The sequence below is a fragment of the Pseudomonas sp. Y24-6 genome, assembly GCF_020295325.1.
In the GTDB taxonomy this organism is placed as follows: domain Bacteria; phylum Pseudomonadota; class Gammaproteobacteria; order Pseudomonadales; family Pseudomonadaceae; genus Aquipseudomonas; species Aquipseudomonas gregormendelii.
Window position 1 is genome coordinate 287,989 of record NZ_JACBXG010000003.1, and the last position, 15,263, is coordinate 303,251.

Sequence of the window (15,263 nt, forward strand, 5' to 3'; positions counted from 1 at the left end):
TCTATTCTTGTGCCTGCCCGCCGTTATCCAGCCCCAACGGAGAGCTTCCCCATGACTGATACCCCCGATCGTGACGAACGTCACCTGGCGCGCATGTTGCGCAAAAAAGCCGTGATCGACGAACGCATCGCCAACTCGCCGAATGAGTGCGGCTTGCTGCTGGTGCTCACCGGCAATGGCAAGGGCAAAAGCAGCTCGGCGTTCGGCATGCTCGCACGATCCATGGGCCATGGCATGCAGTGCGGCGTGGTGCAGTTCATCAAGGGCCGCAACAGCACCGGTGAAGAGTTGTTCTTCCGGCGCTTCCCGGAGCAGGTGCGGTTTCATGTGATGGGCGAAGGCTTCACTTGGGAAACCCAGGATCGCCAGCGCGATATCGCCGCCGCCGAAGCGGCGTGGGCAGTGTCCCGCGAACTGCTGCGTGACCCCTCGATCGGCCTGGTGGTGCTGGATGAATTGAACATCGCGCTCAAGCACGGTTATCTCGATCTCGATCAGGTGCTCAGTGATTTGCAGGCTCGTCCGCCCATGCAGCACGTGGTGGTGACCGGTCGCGGTGCCAAGCCGGAGATGATTGAACTGGCCGACACCGTGACCGAGATGGGCGTGGTCAAGCACGCGTTCCACGCCGGGATCAAGGCGCAAAAAGGCGTCGAGTTGTGAGTCAGCCTCGCTGTTGCCCGGCGGTATTGATTGCAGCGCCGGCTTCCGGTCAGGGCAAGACCACCGTGACCGCTGCGCTGGCCAGGTTGCATCGCAACCAGGGGCGCAAGGTGCGCGTATTCAAGTGTGGCCCGGACTTTCTCGACCCGATGATCCTTGAGCGCGCCAGCGGTGCGCCGGTCTATCAACTGGACATGTGGATGGTCGGCGAGCAGGACAGTCGACGCCTCTTGTGGGAGGCCGCTGGCGAGGCGGACCTGATCCTGATCGAAGGGGTCATGGGGCTGTTCGACGGCACGCCTTCCAGTGCCGACCTTGCGCGGCATTTTGGCGTGCCGGTGCTGGCGGTGATCGACGGCACGGCCATGGCGCAGACCTTTGGCGCCCTGGCTCTGGGGCTGGCGCGCTATCAGGCGGATTTGCCGTTTGCCGGGGTGCTGGCCAATCGCGTGGGCACCTTGCGCCATGCGCAGTTGCTCGAAGGCAGCCTGACTGAGGGGGTGCGCTGGTATGGCGCGCTGTCCCGGGAGACCGGGATCGAGTTGCCCAGTCGTCACCTCGGCCTGGTGCAGGCCAGCGAATTGAACGACCTCGATCTGCGTCTGGATGCCGCCGCTAACGCCTTGGCCAGCAGTTGTGAAGTAGCGTTGCCCCCGGCGGTGGAATTTGCCGCGCCTGATCTGGTTGTTGCCGAACCTTTGCTCGCAGGCGTGCGCATCGCCGTGGCGCGTGATGAGGCCTTTGCATTTACCTATGGTGCGAGCCTGGACCTGTTGCGGGCGATGGGCGCCGAGTTGCGGTTTTTCTCGCCGATTCGTGATGCCGCGTTGCCCGAGGCGGACAGCCTTTACCTGCCAGGCGGTTACCCGGAATTGCACCATGCGGCGTTGGCTGGCAACACCTCGATGCTGGCGGCGATCCGCGCGCACCATGGCGCGGGCAAACCGTTGCTGGCCGAGTGCGGCGGGATGCTTTATCTGCTCGATTCGTTGACCGACGTCGACGGCACGCGTGCCGAACTGGTGGGGTTGCTGGCCGGAGATGCGGTGATGCAAAAGCGCCTGGCTGCATTGGCCTTGCAGGTGGTGGAACTGCCCGAGGGCGCATTACGTGGGCATACCTACCATCACTCGTTGACCAGCACCGAGCTGGCACCGATTGCCCGCGGGCTGAGCCCGAATGGCGGACGTGGGGCGGAGGCGGTTTATCGTCAGGGGCGGATGACGGCTTCTTATGTGCACTTTTATTTTCCGTCGAATCCGGTTGCGGTGGCGGCACTGTTTTTGCCTGACCGGGAGGGCGCCTTGCTCGCGAAAAGGCCATGACCGACGCCACATTCAGTCAGGCCGAACGCGATGCGGTCTACCGCGCCATCGCCGAACGCCGCGACATGCGCCACTTCAGCGGTGGCACTGTCGAGCCCGAGCTGCTGCGGCGCCTGCTCGAAGCCGCGCACCAGGCCCCCAGTGTCGGCCTGATGCAGCCTTGGCGGTTCCTGCGCATCAGCGATCGCACTGTGCGCGCTCAAATCCAGGGCCTGGTGGAAGAAGAGCGGATCCGTACCGCCCAAGCCCTGGGCGAGCGCACTGACGAATTCATGAAGCTCAAAGTCGAAGGCATCAACGACTGCGCCGAAGTGCTGGTCGCTGCGCTGATGGATGATCGCGAACGCCACATCTTCGGCCGGCGCACCTTGCCGGAAATGGACATCGCCTCGTTGTCCTGCGCCATCCAGAACCTGTGGCTGGCGTCCCGTGCCGAAGGGCTGGGCATGGGTTGGGTTTCGCTATTCGAGCCGCAAGCCCTGGCCGATCTGCTGGGCATGCCGCCGGGAGCAAAACCGATGGCGGTGTTGTGCCTGGGGCCGGTGCAGGAATTTTATCCGGCGCCGATGCTGGTTCTCGAAGGCTGGGCGCAGTCGCGGCCGCTGGGTGAATTGCTGTATGAAAATGTCTGGGGAGAGAGGCAATGAGTGTGGCGTTGTTGACCGTCGCTGCGGTGGGGCTGGATGCGCTGCTGGGCGAACCCAGGCGCTGGCATCCGCTGGTGGCGTTCGGGCGCTTTGCCGATCGCATCGAGCAGCGCTTCAACAGTGGTGGTAGAGGCTGGCGCAGCCATGGCGTGACGGCCTGGGTACTCGCCGTAGTGCCGCTGACCTTACTGGCGACCGCGCTGTCCTGGGCGCCATTGGTGGGCTGGATCGTCGAGATCCTGGCACTTTATTGCGCACTGGGCATGCGCAGCCTTGGCGAGCACGTCGAGCCGGTGGCCAGGGCCCTGCGCAGCGATGACCTGGATGAAGCGCGCACTCGCGTCGGTTACCTGGTCAGCCGCCAGACCAGCGAGCTGGATAAAACCGAAGTCGCCCGCGCGGCCACCGAATCCGTTCTGGAGAATGGTAGCGACGCGGTATTTGCCGCCCTGTTCTGGTTTGTCGTCGCTGGCGCGCCGGGGGTGGTGCTCTACCGCTTGAGCAACACTTTGGATGCCATGTGGGGTTATCGCAACGAACGCTTCGAGCGGTTTGGCTGGGCGGCGGCGAAAATCGACGACGTCCTCAACTACATTCCTGCGCGGCTGGTGGCGTTGACATACGCCTTGCTGGGCAAAACCCGACTGGCACTCAAATGCTGGCGGACCCAGGGGCCGACCTGGGACAGCCCCAATGCCGGTCCGGTCATGGCCGCAGGTGCCGGCGCGCTGGGCGTGGAGCTGGGCGGGGCGGCGATTTACCACGGTGAGCTGCACCAGCGCCCGCCGTTGGGTGAGGGCGTACCGGCGGACGCGGATTCCATCGACCGTGGCTGGCAATTGGTCCAGCGCGGGGTATGGTTGTGGCTGTTGATTATCTGCGTAGGGGCGGAGTTTTATGCTTGAACACGGCGGGCGCTTACGCAAAGCGGCAATCGACTACGGTATCGCCGAAGCCGACTGGCTCGACCTGTCCACTGGCCTCTCGCCCTGGCCGTTTCCCATCCCGCAGATCCCGCTGAGAGCGTGGGCGCGGCTGCCGGAAAGCGATGACGGCCTGGAGCAGGCTGCCTGCGATTATTACGGTGCTGCCCAGGTGCTGCCAGTGGCCGGTTCGCAAATGGCAATCCAGCTGCTGCCGCGTTTGCGCCGGGCCGGCAAGGTCGGCGTGCTGTCACCCTGTTACGCCGAGCACGCCGAAGCCTGGCGCCGCAGCGGCTACATCGTGCGCGAAGTGCTGGAGCAGGAAGTGGATTTTTTTATCGACAACCTGGACGTGCTGGTGGTGGTCAATCCGAACAACCCCACGGGCCTTAGCCTGTCCCCCAAGCGCCTGCTCGACTGGCATTCGCGATTGGCCCAGCGCGGCGGCTGGCTGGTGGTGGACGAGGCCTTCATGGACAACACGCCGCAATTGAGCGTGGCTGCTTATACCCATCAGGTCGGCTTGATCGTCTTGCGATCGTTCGGCAAATTCTTTGGCCTGGCGGGCGTGCGGCTGGGGTTTGTACTGGCCGAGCGCAGATTCCTTAAATTGCTCGCCGAGCAAGTCGGCCCCTGGGCGGTCAGTGGGCCGACCCGCATCCTCGGCCAGGCCTGTCTGCTGGATACCCAAGGGCACATCGGGCAACGTTTGCGCACCGAGGCCGCCAGCAAACGCCTGGCGCTGCTGCTCGAGCAATACGGCTTCGTACCACAGGGCGGCTGCGCGCTGTTCCAGTGGCTGATCACCGAGCGCGCCGAAGCACTGTATGAGTTCATGGCGCGGCGCGGCATCCTGTTGCGCCTGTTCACCCACAACAGCAGCCTGCGTTTTGGCCTGCCCGCCGAGGAAACCGACTGGGCACGCCTGGTGTCAGCCCTTGAAGCCTTCGTCGAGGAAGCACAATGACTACGTTGATGGTGCAGGGCACGACATCCGACGCTGGCAAGAGCACCCTGGTGACCGCGCTGTGTCGTTGGGTGGTGCGCCAGGGCGTGAGCGTGGTGCCGTTCAAGCCGCAGAACATGGCGCTCAACAGTGCAGTGACCGCCGACGGGGGCGAGATCGGTCGTGCGCAGGCGGTGCAGGCCCAGGCCGCGAATCTCGAGCCTCACACCGACATGAATCCGGTGCTGCTCAAGCCCAACAGCGACACCGGCGCCCAGGTGATCATCCATGGGCGGGCGGTGACGAGCATGAACGCGGTCGCCTACCACGACTACAAGGCCATCGCGATGCAGGCGGTGCTCGCTTCCCATCAACGCTTGAGCGCAGCCTATCCGGTGGTGATGGTGGAAGGCGCCGGTTCGCCTGCGGAAATCAATCTGCGCGCCGGCGACATCGCCAACATGGGCTTCGCCGAGGCTGTCGATTGTCCGGTGGTGTTGATTGCAGACATCAACCGCGGCGGGGTTTTCGCGCACCTGGTGGGCACCCTGGAGTTGCTGTCCGCCAGTGAGCAGGCGCGCGTTAAAGGCTTCATCATTAACCGTTTTCGCGGTGACATCGCCTTGTTGCAACCTGGCCTGGACTGGCTGGAAGCGCGCACTGGCAAACCGGTGATCGGAGTACTGCCGTACGTGATGGACCTGCACCTGGAAGCCGAGGATGGCATCGATCAACGCCAGGCCGACAAGGCGGACCAGGTGCTCAAGGTGGTGGTGCCGGTCTTGCCGCGCATCAGCAACCACACAGATTTCGATCCGCTGCGCCTGCACCCGCAGGTGGACTTGCAGTTCATCGGCCCCGGCCAGGCCATTCCCCCCGCCGACCTGATCATCCTGCCCGGCTCGAAAAGCGTGCGCAGTGATCTTGCCTACCTGCGCGCCAATGCCTGGGACACGGCGATTGACCGTCACCTGCGTTACGGGGGCAAGCTGTTGGGCATCTGCGGCGGCCTGCAGATGCTCGGTGCGCAGGTGCATGATCCGCTGGGTCTGGAAGGGGCGCCCGGTTCCAGCGCAGGGCTGGGCCTGCTGGCCTTTGAAACCCGGCTGGAACAGGAGAAGCAACTGCGCAATGTGCGTGGTCGCCTGGCACTGGAAGATGCGCCGGTCAGCGGCTACGAAATCCATGCGGGCGTGACCACCGGCCCTGCGCTGGAGAATTCGGCAGTGCTGCTGGACGATGGCCGCTGTGATGGCGCGCAGAGCGCCGACGGGCAGATTTTCGGCACATACCTGCACGGTTTGTTCGAGTCGCCGGCGGCCTGCAGTGCGCTGCTGCGCTGGGCCGGTTTGCAGGATGCGCAGGAGGTGGACTATCACGGGCTGCGAGAGCGGGATATCGAGCGGTTGGCGGATCTGGTGGAGCAGCACCTCGATACCGGGCTGTTGCGTGAACTGTGTGGTATCTGAGTGCCCTATCGCCCCACCGAAGATTTCAAGGAATCCACCATGCTGCAACTGATCCTCGGCGGCGCCCGCTCCGGCAAAAGCCGCCTGGCCGAACGACTCGCCACTGACAGTGAACTGGCTGTCACCTATATAGCCACCAGCCAGCCGCTGGACGGCGAAATGAGCGAACGGGTCGCCCACCATCGTGCGCGGCGGCCGGCCGAATGGGCATTGATCGAAGAACCGTTGGAACTGGCCCGCGTACTGCGCGAAAACGCCCGCGCCGATCGCTGCCTGCTGGTGGATTGCCTGACCCTGTGGCTCACCAATCTGCTGATGCTGGACAACGCCGAACGCCTGTCGGTCGAACGCGACGCTTTACTCGACTGCCTGGCGACCTTGCCGGGTGAAACCATTTTCGTCAGCAACGAGACCGGCATGGGCGTCGTACCGCTGGGCGAGTTGACCCGGCGCTACGTCGATGAGGCCGGCTGGCTGCATCAGGCGCTGGCCGAGCGCTGCCAGCGAGTCGTCCTCACCGTGGCCGGCCTGCCCCTGACTCTCAAAGGAACCGCGTTATGACCCAAGCCTGGTGGCTCAACCCGTGCAAATCCATAGACACTCACGCCGTCGAACAGGCTGAGGCCCGCCAACAGCAGCTGACCAAGCCTTCGGGTTCGCTGGGGCGGCTCGAGTCTGTGGCGGTGCAACTGGCCGGGTTGCAGGGTCAACTGAAGCCGACGCTTGATCAGGTGTGGATCGGCATTTTTGCCGGCGACCATGGCGTCGTTGCCGAAGGCGTCTCTGCGTATCCCCAGGAAGTGACCGGGCAGATGCTGCACAACTTCGTCAGCGGCGGCGCGGCAATCAGCGTGCTGGCACGGCAACTGGGTGCGGCCCTGGAAGTGGTCGATCTCGGTACCGTCAACCCGGGCCTCGACCTCACAGGCGTGCGGCACCTGAACATCGGCCCGGGCACGGCGAATTTCGCCGTGACTGCGGCGATGACTGCAGCGCAGGGCGCGCTGGCTTTGCAGGCGGGCCGCGACAGCGTCCACCGTGCCATAGCTGGCGGCGCCCAGCTGTTTATCGGCGGTGAAATGGGCATTGGCAACACCACCGCCGCCAGCGCCCTGGCCTGTGCATTGCTCGATTGCCCGGTAGTGCAAATGACCGGGCCTGGCACCGGACTGAACGCCGCAGGCGTCAGCCATAAAGCCCAGGTCATCGAGCGCGCGCTGGCACTGCACAGTGCCCAGCGTGGCGATCCGTTGCAGACGCTGTTCAACCTCGGCGGTTTCGAGATTGCCGCACTGGTGGGCGCCTATCTGGCCTGTGCCCAGGAAGGGGTGGCGGTGCTGGTGGACGGCTTTATCTGCAGCGTTGCCGCGCTGGTGGCCGTGCGGCTGAATCCGGCGTGCCGGCAATGGCTGTTGTTTGGGCATTGTGGCGCCGAGCCGGGGCATCGGCAGGTGCTCGAGACGCTCGACGCCGAACCCTTGCTGGCGCTCGGCCTGCGCCTGGGCGAAGGCACTGGTGCCGCGCTGGCCGTGCCCTTGCTGCGCCTGGCCTGTGACCTTCACGGGCAGATGGCGACCTTTGCCGAAGCCGCCGTCGCGGACCGCCCGGCATGACCCTGCGCCTGGACGTGTTGCGCCACGGTGAAACCGAACTGGGCGGCGGCCTGCGCGGCAGCATCGACGACGCGCTCACCGACGCCGGTTGGGCACAGATGCGTGCCGCGGTGGCGGATCAGGGGCCTTGGGATCGCCTGGTCAGCTCACCCTTGCAACGCTGCGCGCGGTTTGCAGAGGAGCTCGGCGCGCAACTGGGCGTGCCGGTGCATCAGGACAAGGCTCTGCAGGAGCTGCATTTCGGCGCCTGGGAAGGGCAGAGCGCTGCGGCGCTGATGGAAACCGACGCCGAGGGCCTGGGCTTGTTCTGGGCCGATCCGTATTCGTTCACCCCGCCTCAGGGCGAGCCGGTCGAGGATTTCTCCGCGCGGGTGCTGGGCGCCGTCGAGCGTTTGCGCGCCACATATGCGGGGGAGCGGGTCTTGCTGGTCAGTCACGGCGGAGTGATGCGCCTGCTGCTGGCGCGGGCCCGGGGGTTGCCCCGTGAGCAACTGCTGAATGTCGAAGTCGGCCACGGTACGATGTTTGCCCTGGCCGTTGAATCCGCTGGACTGTTGCGGGAAGCGAACTGAGCATGCTGCCATTCTGGATCGCCCTGCAATTCCTCAGCAGCCTGCCGGTACGCCTCCCGGGCATGCCGACACCTCAGGAGCTCGGGCGCTCACTGCTGTTTTATCCGCTGGTGGGGTTGCTGTTTGGCGTAATTTTGTGGGGGCTGAACGGCCTCCTCAATGGCAGCCCTTTAGTGCTGCACGCCGCACTGTTGCTGACGGCCTGGGTGCTGTTGAGCGGCGGCTTGCACCTCGATGGCCTGGCCGACAGCGCTGATGCGTGGCTTGGCGGTTTTGGCGACCGTGAACGCACCCTGACCATCATGAAGGACCCGCGCAGCGGACCGATCGCAGTGGTTACGCTGGTGCTGGTATTGCTGCTTAAATTTGCCGCGTTGCTGGCGTTGATCGATCAGCACCATGGGGTTTATTTGCTGGTAGTCCCGCTGATTGGGCGCGCTGCCTTGCTGGGGCTGTTTCTGACCACGCCTTATGTGCGTGCCGGGGGGCTGGGGCAGGCGCTGGCTGATCATCTGCCGCGCTCGGCGGGCAAGCGGGTGCTGGCACTCAGTGCATTGGCCTGTGTGTTACTGGCGGGGCTCAATGGGGTGTTTGCGCTGATCATGGCCGGGTTGGCGTTTGCCTGGCTGCGGCAGGTGATGCTGCGGCGATTGGGTGGGACCACCGGGGATACGGCGGGGGCGCTGCTGGAGTTGCTGGAGGTTGGGGTGTTGGTTGGGTTGGTGTTGGTCTGATTAGACATGATTACCTGTGGGAGCAAAGCTTGCTCGCGATCGCGTGCTACCAGGCGACATGACTGCTGAATGTCACATCCCCATCGCGAGCAAGCTTTGCTCCTACGGTTGCTGCAGAAAACTTGATTAATCTCACTCGCGGGTATATACACGCATCATGCTCGACTCCCAATGTTTATGCATCAACCTGCGTCGCGCCGCTCGTGGCGTCAGCAGGCATTACGACGGCGCTCTCGATGGCTTCGGAATCAACGTTGCCCAGTATTCTTTGCTGTGCAACCTGCAACGCCTGGACCAGCCGAGTATTTCCACCCTGGCCGAGGCCATGGGCCTGGATCGCAGCACGCTGGGGCGCAATCTGCGGGTGCTGGAAGGGGAAGGGCTGGTGATGCTGGTCGAGGGCGAGGACATGCGCAATCGCATCGTCAAGCTCACCGACGCCGGCGCCGAACGCCTGGCGGCGGCCTTGCCTGCCTGGGAGGCTGCGCAACAGCGGTTGGTTGATCGCCTGGGGGCGGAAAAACGCGAAACCTTGCTCAAACTGCTGGACGAACTGGCTTGAAGCCGGCGCGTTCGATCATAAGCGGGTATATACCCGCTATCGGAGAATAATAATGACATCGATGTGGCGTACGTGCGGTTGGGTGTTGCTGGGCAGTGCGCTGATTCTTGCGTTGTCGCTGGGCGTTCGCCATGGCTTTGGTCTGTTCCTGGCGCCGATGAGTGCCGAGTTTGGCTGGGGCCGCGAAACCTTTGCCTTTGCCATCGCCCTGCAGAATCTGATCTGGGGCCTGGCGCAACCCTTCACCGGCGCCCTGGCGGATCGTTTTGGCGCGGCCAAGGTGGTGCTGATCGGCGGGGTGCTATACGCCGCTGGCCTGGTGTGCATGGGCCTTTCCGATTCGGCAGTGACCTTATCCTTGAGTGCCGGCCTGCTGATCGGGATCGGACTGTCGGGCACTTCGTTCTCGGTGATTCTCGGGGTGGTCGGGCGGGCGGTACCACCGGAAAAACGCAGCATGGGCATGGGCATCGCCAGTGCGGCCGGTTCGTTTGGCCAATTCGCCATGCTGCCCGGCACCCTGGGGCTGATCGGTTGGCTGGGCTGGTCTGCAGCCTTGCTGGTGCTGGGCTTGCTGGTGGCATTGATCGTCCCCTTGGTCGGCATGCTCAAGGACAAACCCCTGCCGTCCCTCGGTCATGAGCAAACCCTGGGTGAAGCGCTGCGCGAAGCCTGTTCCCATTCGGGGTTCTGGCTGCTGGCGTTCGGCTTTTTCGTCTGCGGTTTCCAGGTGGTATTCATCGGCGTGCACCTGCCGGCCTACCTGGTGGATCAGCACCTGCCGGCAACGGTCGGCACCACGGTGCTGGCGCTGATCGGCCTGTTCAATATCTTCGGCACCTACACCGCCGGCTGGCTCGGCGGGCGCATGTCCAAGCCGCGCCTGCTGACCGGGTTGTACCTGCTGCGCGCGGTGGTCATCGGGTTGTTCCTGTGGGCGCCCGTCACCACCACCACCGCGTACCTGTTCGGCATGGCGATGGGCTTCCTGTGGCTGTCCACGGTGCCATTGACCAACGGCACCGTCGCCACCTTGTTTGGCGTGCGAAACCTGTCCATGCTCGGGGGCATTGTTTTCCTGTTTCACCAGTTGGGCTCGTTCCTGGGCGGCTGGCTGGGCGGGGTGGTGTATGACCGGACCGGGAGCTATGACTTGATCTGGCAAGTGGCGATTCTCCTCAGCCTGTTGGCGGCGGCCCTTAACTGGCCGGTGCGCGAGCGGCCCGTGGCGCGGTTGCAGACCCAGTTGAGTGCGTCGTGAGCCGTCTTTGGTCGCGTATTGCCCTGGCGGCGGCTGGTGCCTTGCTGCTGGCCCTGGCGTGGTGGGGCTGGCACCAGGGCGGGCTGGCATTGATGCAGTTGGGCATGGGCGTTTGTTAGAGCTGTTTGCCTGACTGGTGCTTGCTAGAAAGAGGTGCGCGCGAGTAACTTCGCTCTGACGACCTTCTCAAGGATGCACGGATATGTTGACGCGCTGGTTAGCCGTTCCCGCGTTACTGATTGCGTTTTCTGGACTGGCCCAGGCAGCCGAATGCCCGGAACTGCTACAGGGCTCGCTACCGAAGTTGCGCGCCAAGGAATCGATCGATTTGTGCCAGCGCTTTGCTGGCAAGCCGCTGGTGGTGGTCAATACCGCCAGCTTCTGTGGGTTCGCCCCGCAGTTCAAGAGCCTTGAAGCGCTCAATCAGCGTTACAAGGCGCAGGGCCTGGAGGTGATCGGCGTGCCCTCCAACGACTTCAAGCAGGAGTCCAAGGACGACGCCGAGACCGCCAAGGTCTGCTACGTCAATTACGGTGTGACGTTCACCATGACCGAGCCGCAGAAAGTGCGGGGTGACGACGCGACTCACCTGTTCAAGGTGCTTGCCGAACAGACTGGCGCGCCGAGATGGAATTTCTACAAATACGTGGTCGATCGCCAGGGCAAGGTGATCGCCAATTTCTCCAGCCTGACCAAGCCCGACGACCCCGAGTTTATCGCTGCTGTCGAGAAGGCCATCGCCTCGCAACCCTGATCGACGCCCATTAAAAAGCCCCGCTTCTGTCACACAGAGCGGGGCTTTTTTGATTCAGGCGCGCAAGGCGTCTCTCATCAGAAGCGGTAGGTCGCGCCTACACCGAAACCATTCGCCCAGTTTTCATACTTGGCGTTGTAGCTCTGGCCACGGTCGTTGCTGTTGTTGACCTTGACTGCTTCTTCGCGCAGGTACGAATACGCCACGTCGATGGTCAGGTCGTCGGTCGGGCTCCAGCCGGCGCCCAGGCTGAAAATCTTGCGATCGCCAGTCGGAATGCGTGGGGAGCGGTCGACGTTGTTGGTCGGCGCCTGGTCGAAGGACAGGCCGGTACGCAGTACCCATTGCTTGTTCAGCTGGTAGGACGCGCCGATGGCGTGAGCCCAGGTGTCGTGCCAGTTCTGGTCTTCAGTGATGCTGCCGAATTGGCCATTGAGCACCCCGGGTACACCACTGTTTTCCACGGTGATTTCTTTCAGGCGGCTCCAGCGGGTCCAGGTGCTGCCGGCGTACAGGGTCCACTGGTCATCAAGCTGATGGGTCACGGAGAAGTCGACCGACTCAGGCGTCGTCAGGTCCAGGGATGCGTCGTACTTCTGGCTCGGGTTCTGGCCGATCAGGCCCAGGACGTTGTAGTTGACCTTGGTGTTGCCTTCGAGCTTGTACTTCACTTTCGAGTGGTAAGTCAGGCCCAGGCGGGTGCTGTCAGTGGCTTGTACCAGCACGCCGATGTTGTAGCCCAGCGCGGTGTCGTCACCCTTGATCTTGACTTCGCCATCGCCGGCGGCCTGGGTGATCGACAGGTTCGATTCCAGTTTGCCGTCGATGCGGTTGATGGTCGGACCGAAACCGATCGACACCTTGTCGTTGAAGGCGTAGCTGACGGTTGGTTGCAGGGTCACGACTTTAACGTCGCTCTTGCTGCCGAAGTAGCGGCCGCCGAAGTTGCTCTCATAGTCGGTCACCAGGCCGAAGGGTGCGTAGACGCCTACGCCTACTGCCCACTTGTCATCGATCGGCTTGACGTAATAGCCCATCGGTACGGCGATGAACGGGACCATATCACCGTGGTTGGTGCCGCCGTTCGGGCTGGAGCTGGCGTGGCTGATATCGGTGTGTGCGTCGAGCATTGCAGCGCCGCCGGTGACTTGTTCGCGCTTGATGCGCGACATGCCGGCAGGGTTGCCAAAAATGGTGCTTGCGTCATCGGCAGAGGAAGATCGCCCGGCAAAACCTGTACCCATCCCGCTGATACTTTGTTCGTTGATGGCAAAGCCAGCTGCAAAGATCTGGGTGGATGCCAAGGTAACGGCGAGGCTAAGGGTGGTTTTGAGCATTACTTTTTTCATTATTAGAACTCCTGGTGATCACCGGGGCGAAAATTACCAACATTTTCGTCCCAGCGCTATAGGCTGTAATGCTTGAGTTAGAGCGGTTTTGTAGGACAATCAGACCGGATTCGCCGCGAGTTGGGCGATCTTGTGAGAGGTGTGGTTCAGCAGGCAACCTGATTCAGCGTTGAAACACAGGTATGCCAGGCATAGGTGAAATCACGGAGGCGTCCTTGGGGCTGGAAGGTCTGGCGCCAGATGCGGGCCATGCCGAGCAGATCATCGGCTTCGGGGAGCGAGGTGTTTTGTTCTTCTACCAGCAGCCAGGCGATGGCGGTGGCGTAACGCAGGTTGACGGTCAATTCCAGATGCGGGCTGCTGAGGAACGCATGCTGGCTCGCCAGGCCGCGCACCAGGCTGGCGCGCTCCGGGTCCAGGGCCAGGTAATGATCCCAGAGCGCCTGGTGGCGCGGTTCGGCGATTCGGTACAGGCCGTGGCCACGGCGGTCGTGCAGGGCGGAACCAAGGGCTGACTGGCTGGCGGCGATACCCAGCAGCAGGGATTCGGCAGTTGCGCTGTGGCGTCCGAGGTAGAGTAAGGTCGGACGAATCACATAGCGGCACAGTTCGCTGGCAGCGATACCCATAAAGCCCTCGGAGCGGAAGTGGTCGGCGATACCTGAAAGGGGGCCTTGGCAGCGATGGATCGGTTCAGGCTCGCCGGAAGCGGATCAAGCCGCTTGAGTTGAAGTGTAGTGTCATATTCGCGACGTAAAGGCCTGTTTTTAAAATATTTCCGTCGGCCAGTTATAACCGTTATATCGGTTGGTGCTTAAGCTTTGGCGGCTGGAAGGGAAATATCAGGCAATAAAAAGCCCCGCGTTTTAAGCGAGGCTTTTGATGTCTCAGTCTTTCTGGCGTATCAGGCAACCAGTGCCTGACGGGTACGCTCGATCACGGCCTGCAGCGGTTCGGCGCTGGAGTACTGATCGGGGTAGAGGCGTTCGCTGTGACGAGCGATGCCGTGTTCGTTAACCAGAGTGAAGCTGAAGCAGCCTTTGCGAGCGGCCATGATCAGGCAGTTCATTGGTGCAAAAGCGTTGGTTAGGGTGCGGATAGCATCCTGGGTGTGGATTTGAGTAGTCATTATTGGGTGTTCCTACAAGCGACACGGATAAGAGCCGTGCAAAATTAAAACGTTCCAGTGACGACGACCACCGTTGGTCGACCGAAGAACCCGACTGGAACAAAGCAGCCAGTTTGAAGCGCTGATAATTGGCGCGCTTGGGCTGGCAGGTAGGTACTTAGGAGGGCAGGCAACACATCAAGGGCAAAGGTTCTGGGCCCGGGGTGAAGATCCTGATCAATTTGCAGGCTGGTTCGGTCAGAGTAAGTGGGCCTGGCAATACCCTTTGCTTTCGATCAAAGGCTGTATTGACGCAAGGTTTACCTGGAAACCATCGAGGTGGTCGATCCCGCTTATTCGGAAGGGCTTCGTTTATGAAGGCTGTCCGGGAGGATTTGTTCGACCAGAATTGACTTTCAGCTTGGTACTAACGCCGTAGATACTAACAAAACAATATTGGTAATGGAAGGGGTATAAGCAAAGAGACCGTGGCGAGCACAATCGAGCGGGTTTTTCAGGCATGGCCATTGGTCGGGTGCGCTGTGCAGTAGCACAGAATCCGACCGCTGGTTGAGCACGCAGGCTTGGCCCCAGACCGGCCTGGATCAAGGGTTGTGAACGAGTAATCAACAGGTTCGTAACGCAAAACGCGCCGAAAAAGCGCATTGATATAACCGTCGCGAAGGTACTTGTGCACATTAGTTGCGCACGCTGTCACGGCACTGTCATCTGACTCGCAAGCGCAGTGGGTGCCTGTAACCAAAATTTAAGTCAATGAAAAACATCGCTTTTTTTTACTGGTGAAAAAATCGTCAGTTTGACTGCGAGCCCCATTCCATAGGGGTTTGCGAGAGTTCAAGGCAGGTTGTCCACTGAGTTATCCACAGCTTCTGTGGATTGTCCCGAGCGCTTGCTCTAGGACGGGCGTGCCGGTTTTTTTAAGCTTTACCTGTAGGAAAAAAAGAGTAGAGTGGCGCGCCTTCCGATCTGCCCTACAGTGTTTTATGAAGTTTCGTTCAGTATCAGTTTCCGTAACCTCTTCACCCACCGCCGCTGTCCCACCCAAACGCTTTTCCATGCGTGTGGCCGAGTGGCTTCTGGACAGCCCGCGCCTGGGCGACAACCCGAACGTGAAACACCTCGCCGGACGTCTGCTCAAGCAGCCGGCACGTGAAGGCGTGGTGGCAGCGCAAAGCCGCCTCGGCCAGCTGATGTGTCGTGAGTGCGGCAATGCCCGCGATCGCCGCATCGGCCAGGACCTGCTGCGCCAGGCGGCGCGGGCAGGGGATCGGCGCGCACAGCGGGAACTGGGCCTGGTCGAAGACTGAGCTGTCCAA

General features: G+C 62.3%; 18 protein-coding genes. 15 read left to right on the forward strand and 3 right to left on the reverse strand.

Annotated elements, in window-relative coordinates; genetic code table 11:
- Positions 1-51 precede the first annotated feature (51 nt).
- The 14 genes from cobO (at position 52) to HYI44_RS07770 (ending at position 11,469) form a co-directional block, all read left to right on the forward strand.
- Entirely contained in the window at positions 52-663 is a 612-nt protein-coding gene (cobO, locus tag HYI44_RS07710) for a cob(I)yrinic acid a,c-diamide adenosyltransferase (RefSeq protein ID WP_225569092.1), read from the forward strand.
- Entirely contained in the window at positions 660-1,988 is a 1,329-nt protein-coding gene (locus HYI44_RS07715; RefSeq protein ID WP_225569093.1) for a cobyrinate a,c-diamide synthase, read from the forward strand. The genes cobO and HYI44_RS07715 overlap by 4 nt, the downstream gene beginning before the upstream one ends.
- The gene (gene bluB, locus HYI44_RS07720) at positions 1,985-2,635 is read left to right on the forward strand and encodes a 5,6-dimethylbenzimidazole synthase (protein WP_225569094.1); all 651 of its coding nucleotides are present in this window, start codon (positions 1,985-1,987) and stop codon (positions 2,633-2,635) included. Before HYI44_RS07715 ends, bluB begins: the two co-directional genes overlap by 4 nt.
- A complete protein-coding gene (gene cbiB, locus HYI44_RS07725; protein WP_045060563.1) occupies positions 2,632-3,540 on the forward strand; it encodes an adenosylcobinamide-phosphate synthase CbiB in 909 nt (302 codons plus the stop codon). Before bluB ends, cbiB begins: the two co-directional genes overlap by 4 nt.
- Positions 3,533-4,525: a threonine-phosphate decarboxylase CobD gene (cobD, locus tag HYI44_RS07730; protein WP_225569095.1), complete on the forward strand. Its 993-nt coding sequence runs from the start codon at positions 3,533-3,535 to the stop codon at positions 4,523-4,525. The genes cbiB and cobD overlap by 8 nt, the downstream gene beginning before the upstream one ends.
- Positions 4,522-5,973 carry a cobyric acid synthase gene (locus HYI44_RS07735; protein WP_225569096.1) on the forward strand — a complete coding sequence of 484 codons (1,452 nt, stop codon included), beginning with the start codon at positions 4,522-4,524 and terminating at the stop codon, positions 5,971-5,973. Before cobD ends, HYI44_RS07735 begins: the two co-directional genes overlap by 4 nt.
- Before the next feature lie 39 nt (positions 5,974-6,012).
- The gene (gene cobU, locus HYI44_RS07740; RefSeq protein WP_225569097.1) at positions 6,013-6,534 is read left to right on the forward strand and encodes a bifunctional adenosylcobinamide kinase/adenosylcobinamide-phosphate guanylyltransferase; all 522 of its coding nucleotides are present in this window, start codon (positions 6,013-6,015) and stop codon (positions 6,532-6,534) included.
- Positions 6,531-7,586, forward strand: coding sequence for a nicotinate-nucleotide--dimethylbenzimidazole phosphoribosyltransferase (gene cobT, locus HYI44_RS07745; protein WP_225569098.1), 1,056 nt, complete (start codon positions 6,531-6,533; stop codon positions 7,584-7,586). Before cobU ends, cobT begins: the two co-directional genes overlap by 4 nt.
- Positions 7,583-8,158 carry an alpha-ribazole phosphatase family protein gene (gene cobC / locus HYI44_RS07750; protein WP_122838007.1) on the forward strand — a complete coding sequence of 192 codons (576 nt, stop codon included), beginning with the start codon at positions 7,583-7,585 and terminating at the stop codon, positions 8,156-8,158. The genes cobT and cobC overlap by 4 nt, the downstream gene beginning before the upstream one ends.
- Before the next feature lie 2 nt (positions 8,159-8,160).
- Complete coding sequence (locus HYI44_RS07755) at positions 8,161-8,892, forward strand: adenosylcobinamide-GDP ribazoletransferase (RefSeq protein WP_225569099.1); 732 nt, start codon at positions 8,161-8,163, stop codon at positions 8,890-8,892.
- Positions 8,893-9,049: 157 nt separating this feature from the next.
- Positions 9,050-9,454 (forward strand): MarR family winged helix-turn-helix transcriptional regulator, encoded by a 405-nt coding sequence (locus HYI44_RS07760; protein ID WP_045060570.1) that lies wholly within the window; start codon positions 9,050-9,052, stop codon positions 9,452-9,454.
- A 52-nt stretch (positions 9,455-9,506) separates the two neighbouring features.
- Positions 9,507-10,715 carry an MFS transporter gene (locus HYI44_RS07765; RefSeq protein ID WP_122838009.1) on the forward strand — a complete coding sequence of 403 codons (1,209 nt, stop codon included), beginning with the start codon at positions 9,507-9,509 and terminating at the stop codon, positions 10,713-10,715.
- A complete protein-coding gene (locus tag HYI44_RS29295) occupies positions 10,712-10,834 on the forward strand; it encodes a hypothetical protein (RefSeq protein ID WP_263868409.1) in 123 nt (40 codons plus the stop codon). Before HYI44_RS07765 ends, HYI44_RS29295 begins: the two co-directional genes overlap by 4 nt.
- Positions 10,835-10,917: 83 nt before the next feature.
- Entirely contained in the window at positions 10,918-11,469 is a 552-nt protein-coding gene (locus HYI44_RS07770) for a glutathione peroxidase (protein ID WP_225569100.1), read from the forward strand.
- A 77-nt stretch (positions 11,470-11,546) separates the two neighbouring features.
- On the opposite strand, the gene HYI44_RS07775 is transcribed toward HYI44_RS07770, so the two are convergent.
- The 3 genes from HYI44_RS07775 to HYI44_RS07785 form a co-directional block, all read right to left on the reverse strand.
- Positions 11,547-12,818: an OmpP1/FadL family transporter gene (locus tag HYI44_RS07775; protein WP_122838011.1), complete on the reverse strand. Its 1,272-nt coding sequence runs from the start codon at positions 12,816-12,818 to the stop codon at positions 11,547-11,549.
- Between the two features lie 146 nt (positions 12,819-12,964).
- Positions 12,965-13,447: a hypothetical protein gene (locus HYI44_RS07780; RefSeq protein WP_045060574.1), complete on the reverse strand. Its 483-nt coding sequence runs from the start codon at positions 13,445-13,447 to the stop codon at positions 12,965-12,967.
- Between the two features lie 275 nt (positions 13,448-13,722).
- Entirely contained in the window at positions 13,723-13,947 is a 225-nt protein-coding gene (locus HYI44_RS07785) for a hypothetical protein (protein WP_008031832.1), read from the reverse strand.
- A 983-nt stretch (positions 13,948-14,930) separates the two neighbouring features.
- On the opposite strand from HYI44_RS07785, the gene HYI44_RS07790 reads away from it, so the two are divergent.
- Positions 14,931-15,254 carry a hypothetical protein gene (locus HYI44_RS07790; RefSeq protein ID WP_082069201.1) on the forward strand — a complete coding sequence of 108 codons (324 nt, stop codon included), beginning with the start codon at positions 14,931-14,933 and terminating at the stop codon, positions 15,252-15,254.
- Positions 15,255-15,263: the final 9 nt, after the last annotated feature.

Bases quoted from the DNA above. Each gene is read 5' to 3' on its own strand.
- cobO (WP_225569092.1), top strand. From the start codon at position 52: ATGACTGATACCCCCGATCGTGACGAACGTCACCTGGCGCGCATGTTG.
- bluB (WP_225569094.1), top strand. From the start codon at position 1,985: ATGACCGACGCCACATTCAGTCAGGCCGAACGCGATGCGGTCTACCGC.
- cbiB (WP_045060563.1), top strand. From the start codon at position 2,632: ATGAGTGTGGCGTTGTTGACCGTCGCTGCGGTGGGGCTGGATGCGCTG.
- cobD (WP_225569095.1), top strand. From the start codon at position 3,533: ATGCTTGAACACGGCGGGCGCTTACGCAAAGCGGCAATCGACTACGGT.
- HYI44_RS07735 (WP_225569096.1), top strand. From the start codon at position 4,522: ATGACTACGTTGATGGTGCAGGGCACGACATCCGACGCTGGCAAGAGC.
- cobU (WP_225569097.1), top strand. From the start codon at position 6,013: ATGCTGCAACTGATCCTCGGCGGCGCCCGCTCCGGCAAAAGCCGCCTG.
- cobT (WP_225569098.1), top strand. From the start codon at position 6,531: ATGACCCAAGCCTGGTGGCTCAACCCGTGCAAATCCATAGACACTCAC.
- cobC (WP_122838007.1), top strand. From the start codon at position 7,583: ATGACCCTGCGCCTGGACGTGTTGCGCCACGGTGAAACCGAACTGGGC.
- HYI44_RS07755 (WP_225569099.1), top strand. From the start codon at position 8,161: ATGCTGCCATTCTGGATCGCCCTGCAATTCCTCAGCAGCCTGCCGGTA.
- HYI44_RS07760 (WP_045060570.1), top strand. From the start codon at position 9,050: ATGCTCGACTCCCAATGTTTATGCATCAACCTGCGTCGCGCCGCTCGT.
- HYI44_RS07765 (WP_122838009.1), top strand. From the start codon at position 9,507: ATGACATCGATGTGGCGTACGTGCGGTTGGGTGTTGCTGGGCAGTGCG.
- HYI44_RS07770 (WP_225569100.1), top strand. From the start codon at position 10,918: ATGTTGACGCGCTGGTTAGCCGTTCCCGCGTTACTGATTGCGTTTTCT.
- HYI44_RS07775 (WP_122838011.1), bottom strand. From the start codon at position 12,818: ATGAAAAAAGTAATGCTCAAAACCACCCTTAGCCTCGCCGTTACCTTG.
- HYI44_RS07780 (WP_045060574.1), bottom strand. From the start codon at position 13,447: ATGGGTATCGCTGCCAGCGAACTGTGCCGCTATGTGATTCGTCCGACC.
- HYI44_RS07785 (WP_008031832.1), bottom strand. From the start codon at position 13,947: ATGACTACTCAAATCCACACCCAGGATGCTATCCGCACCCTAACCAAC.
- HYI44_RS07790 (WP_082069201.1), top strand. From the start codon at position 14,931: ATGAAGTTTCGTTCAGTATCAGTTTCCGTAACCTCTTCACCCACCGCC.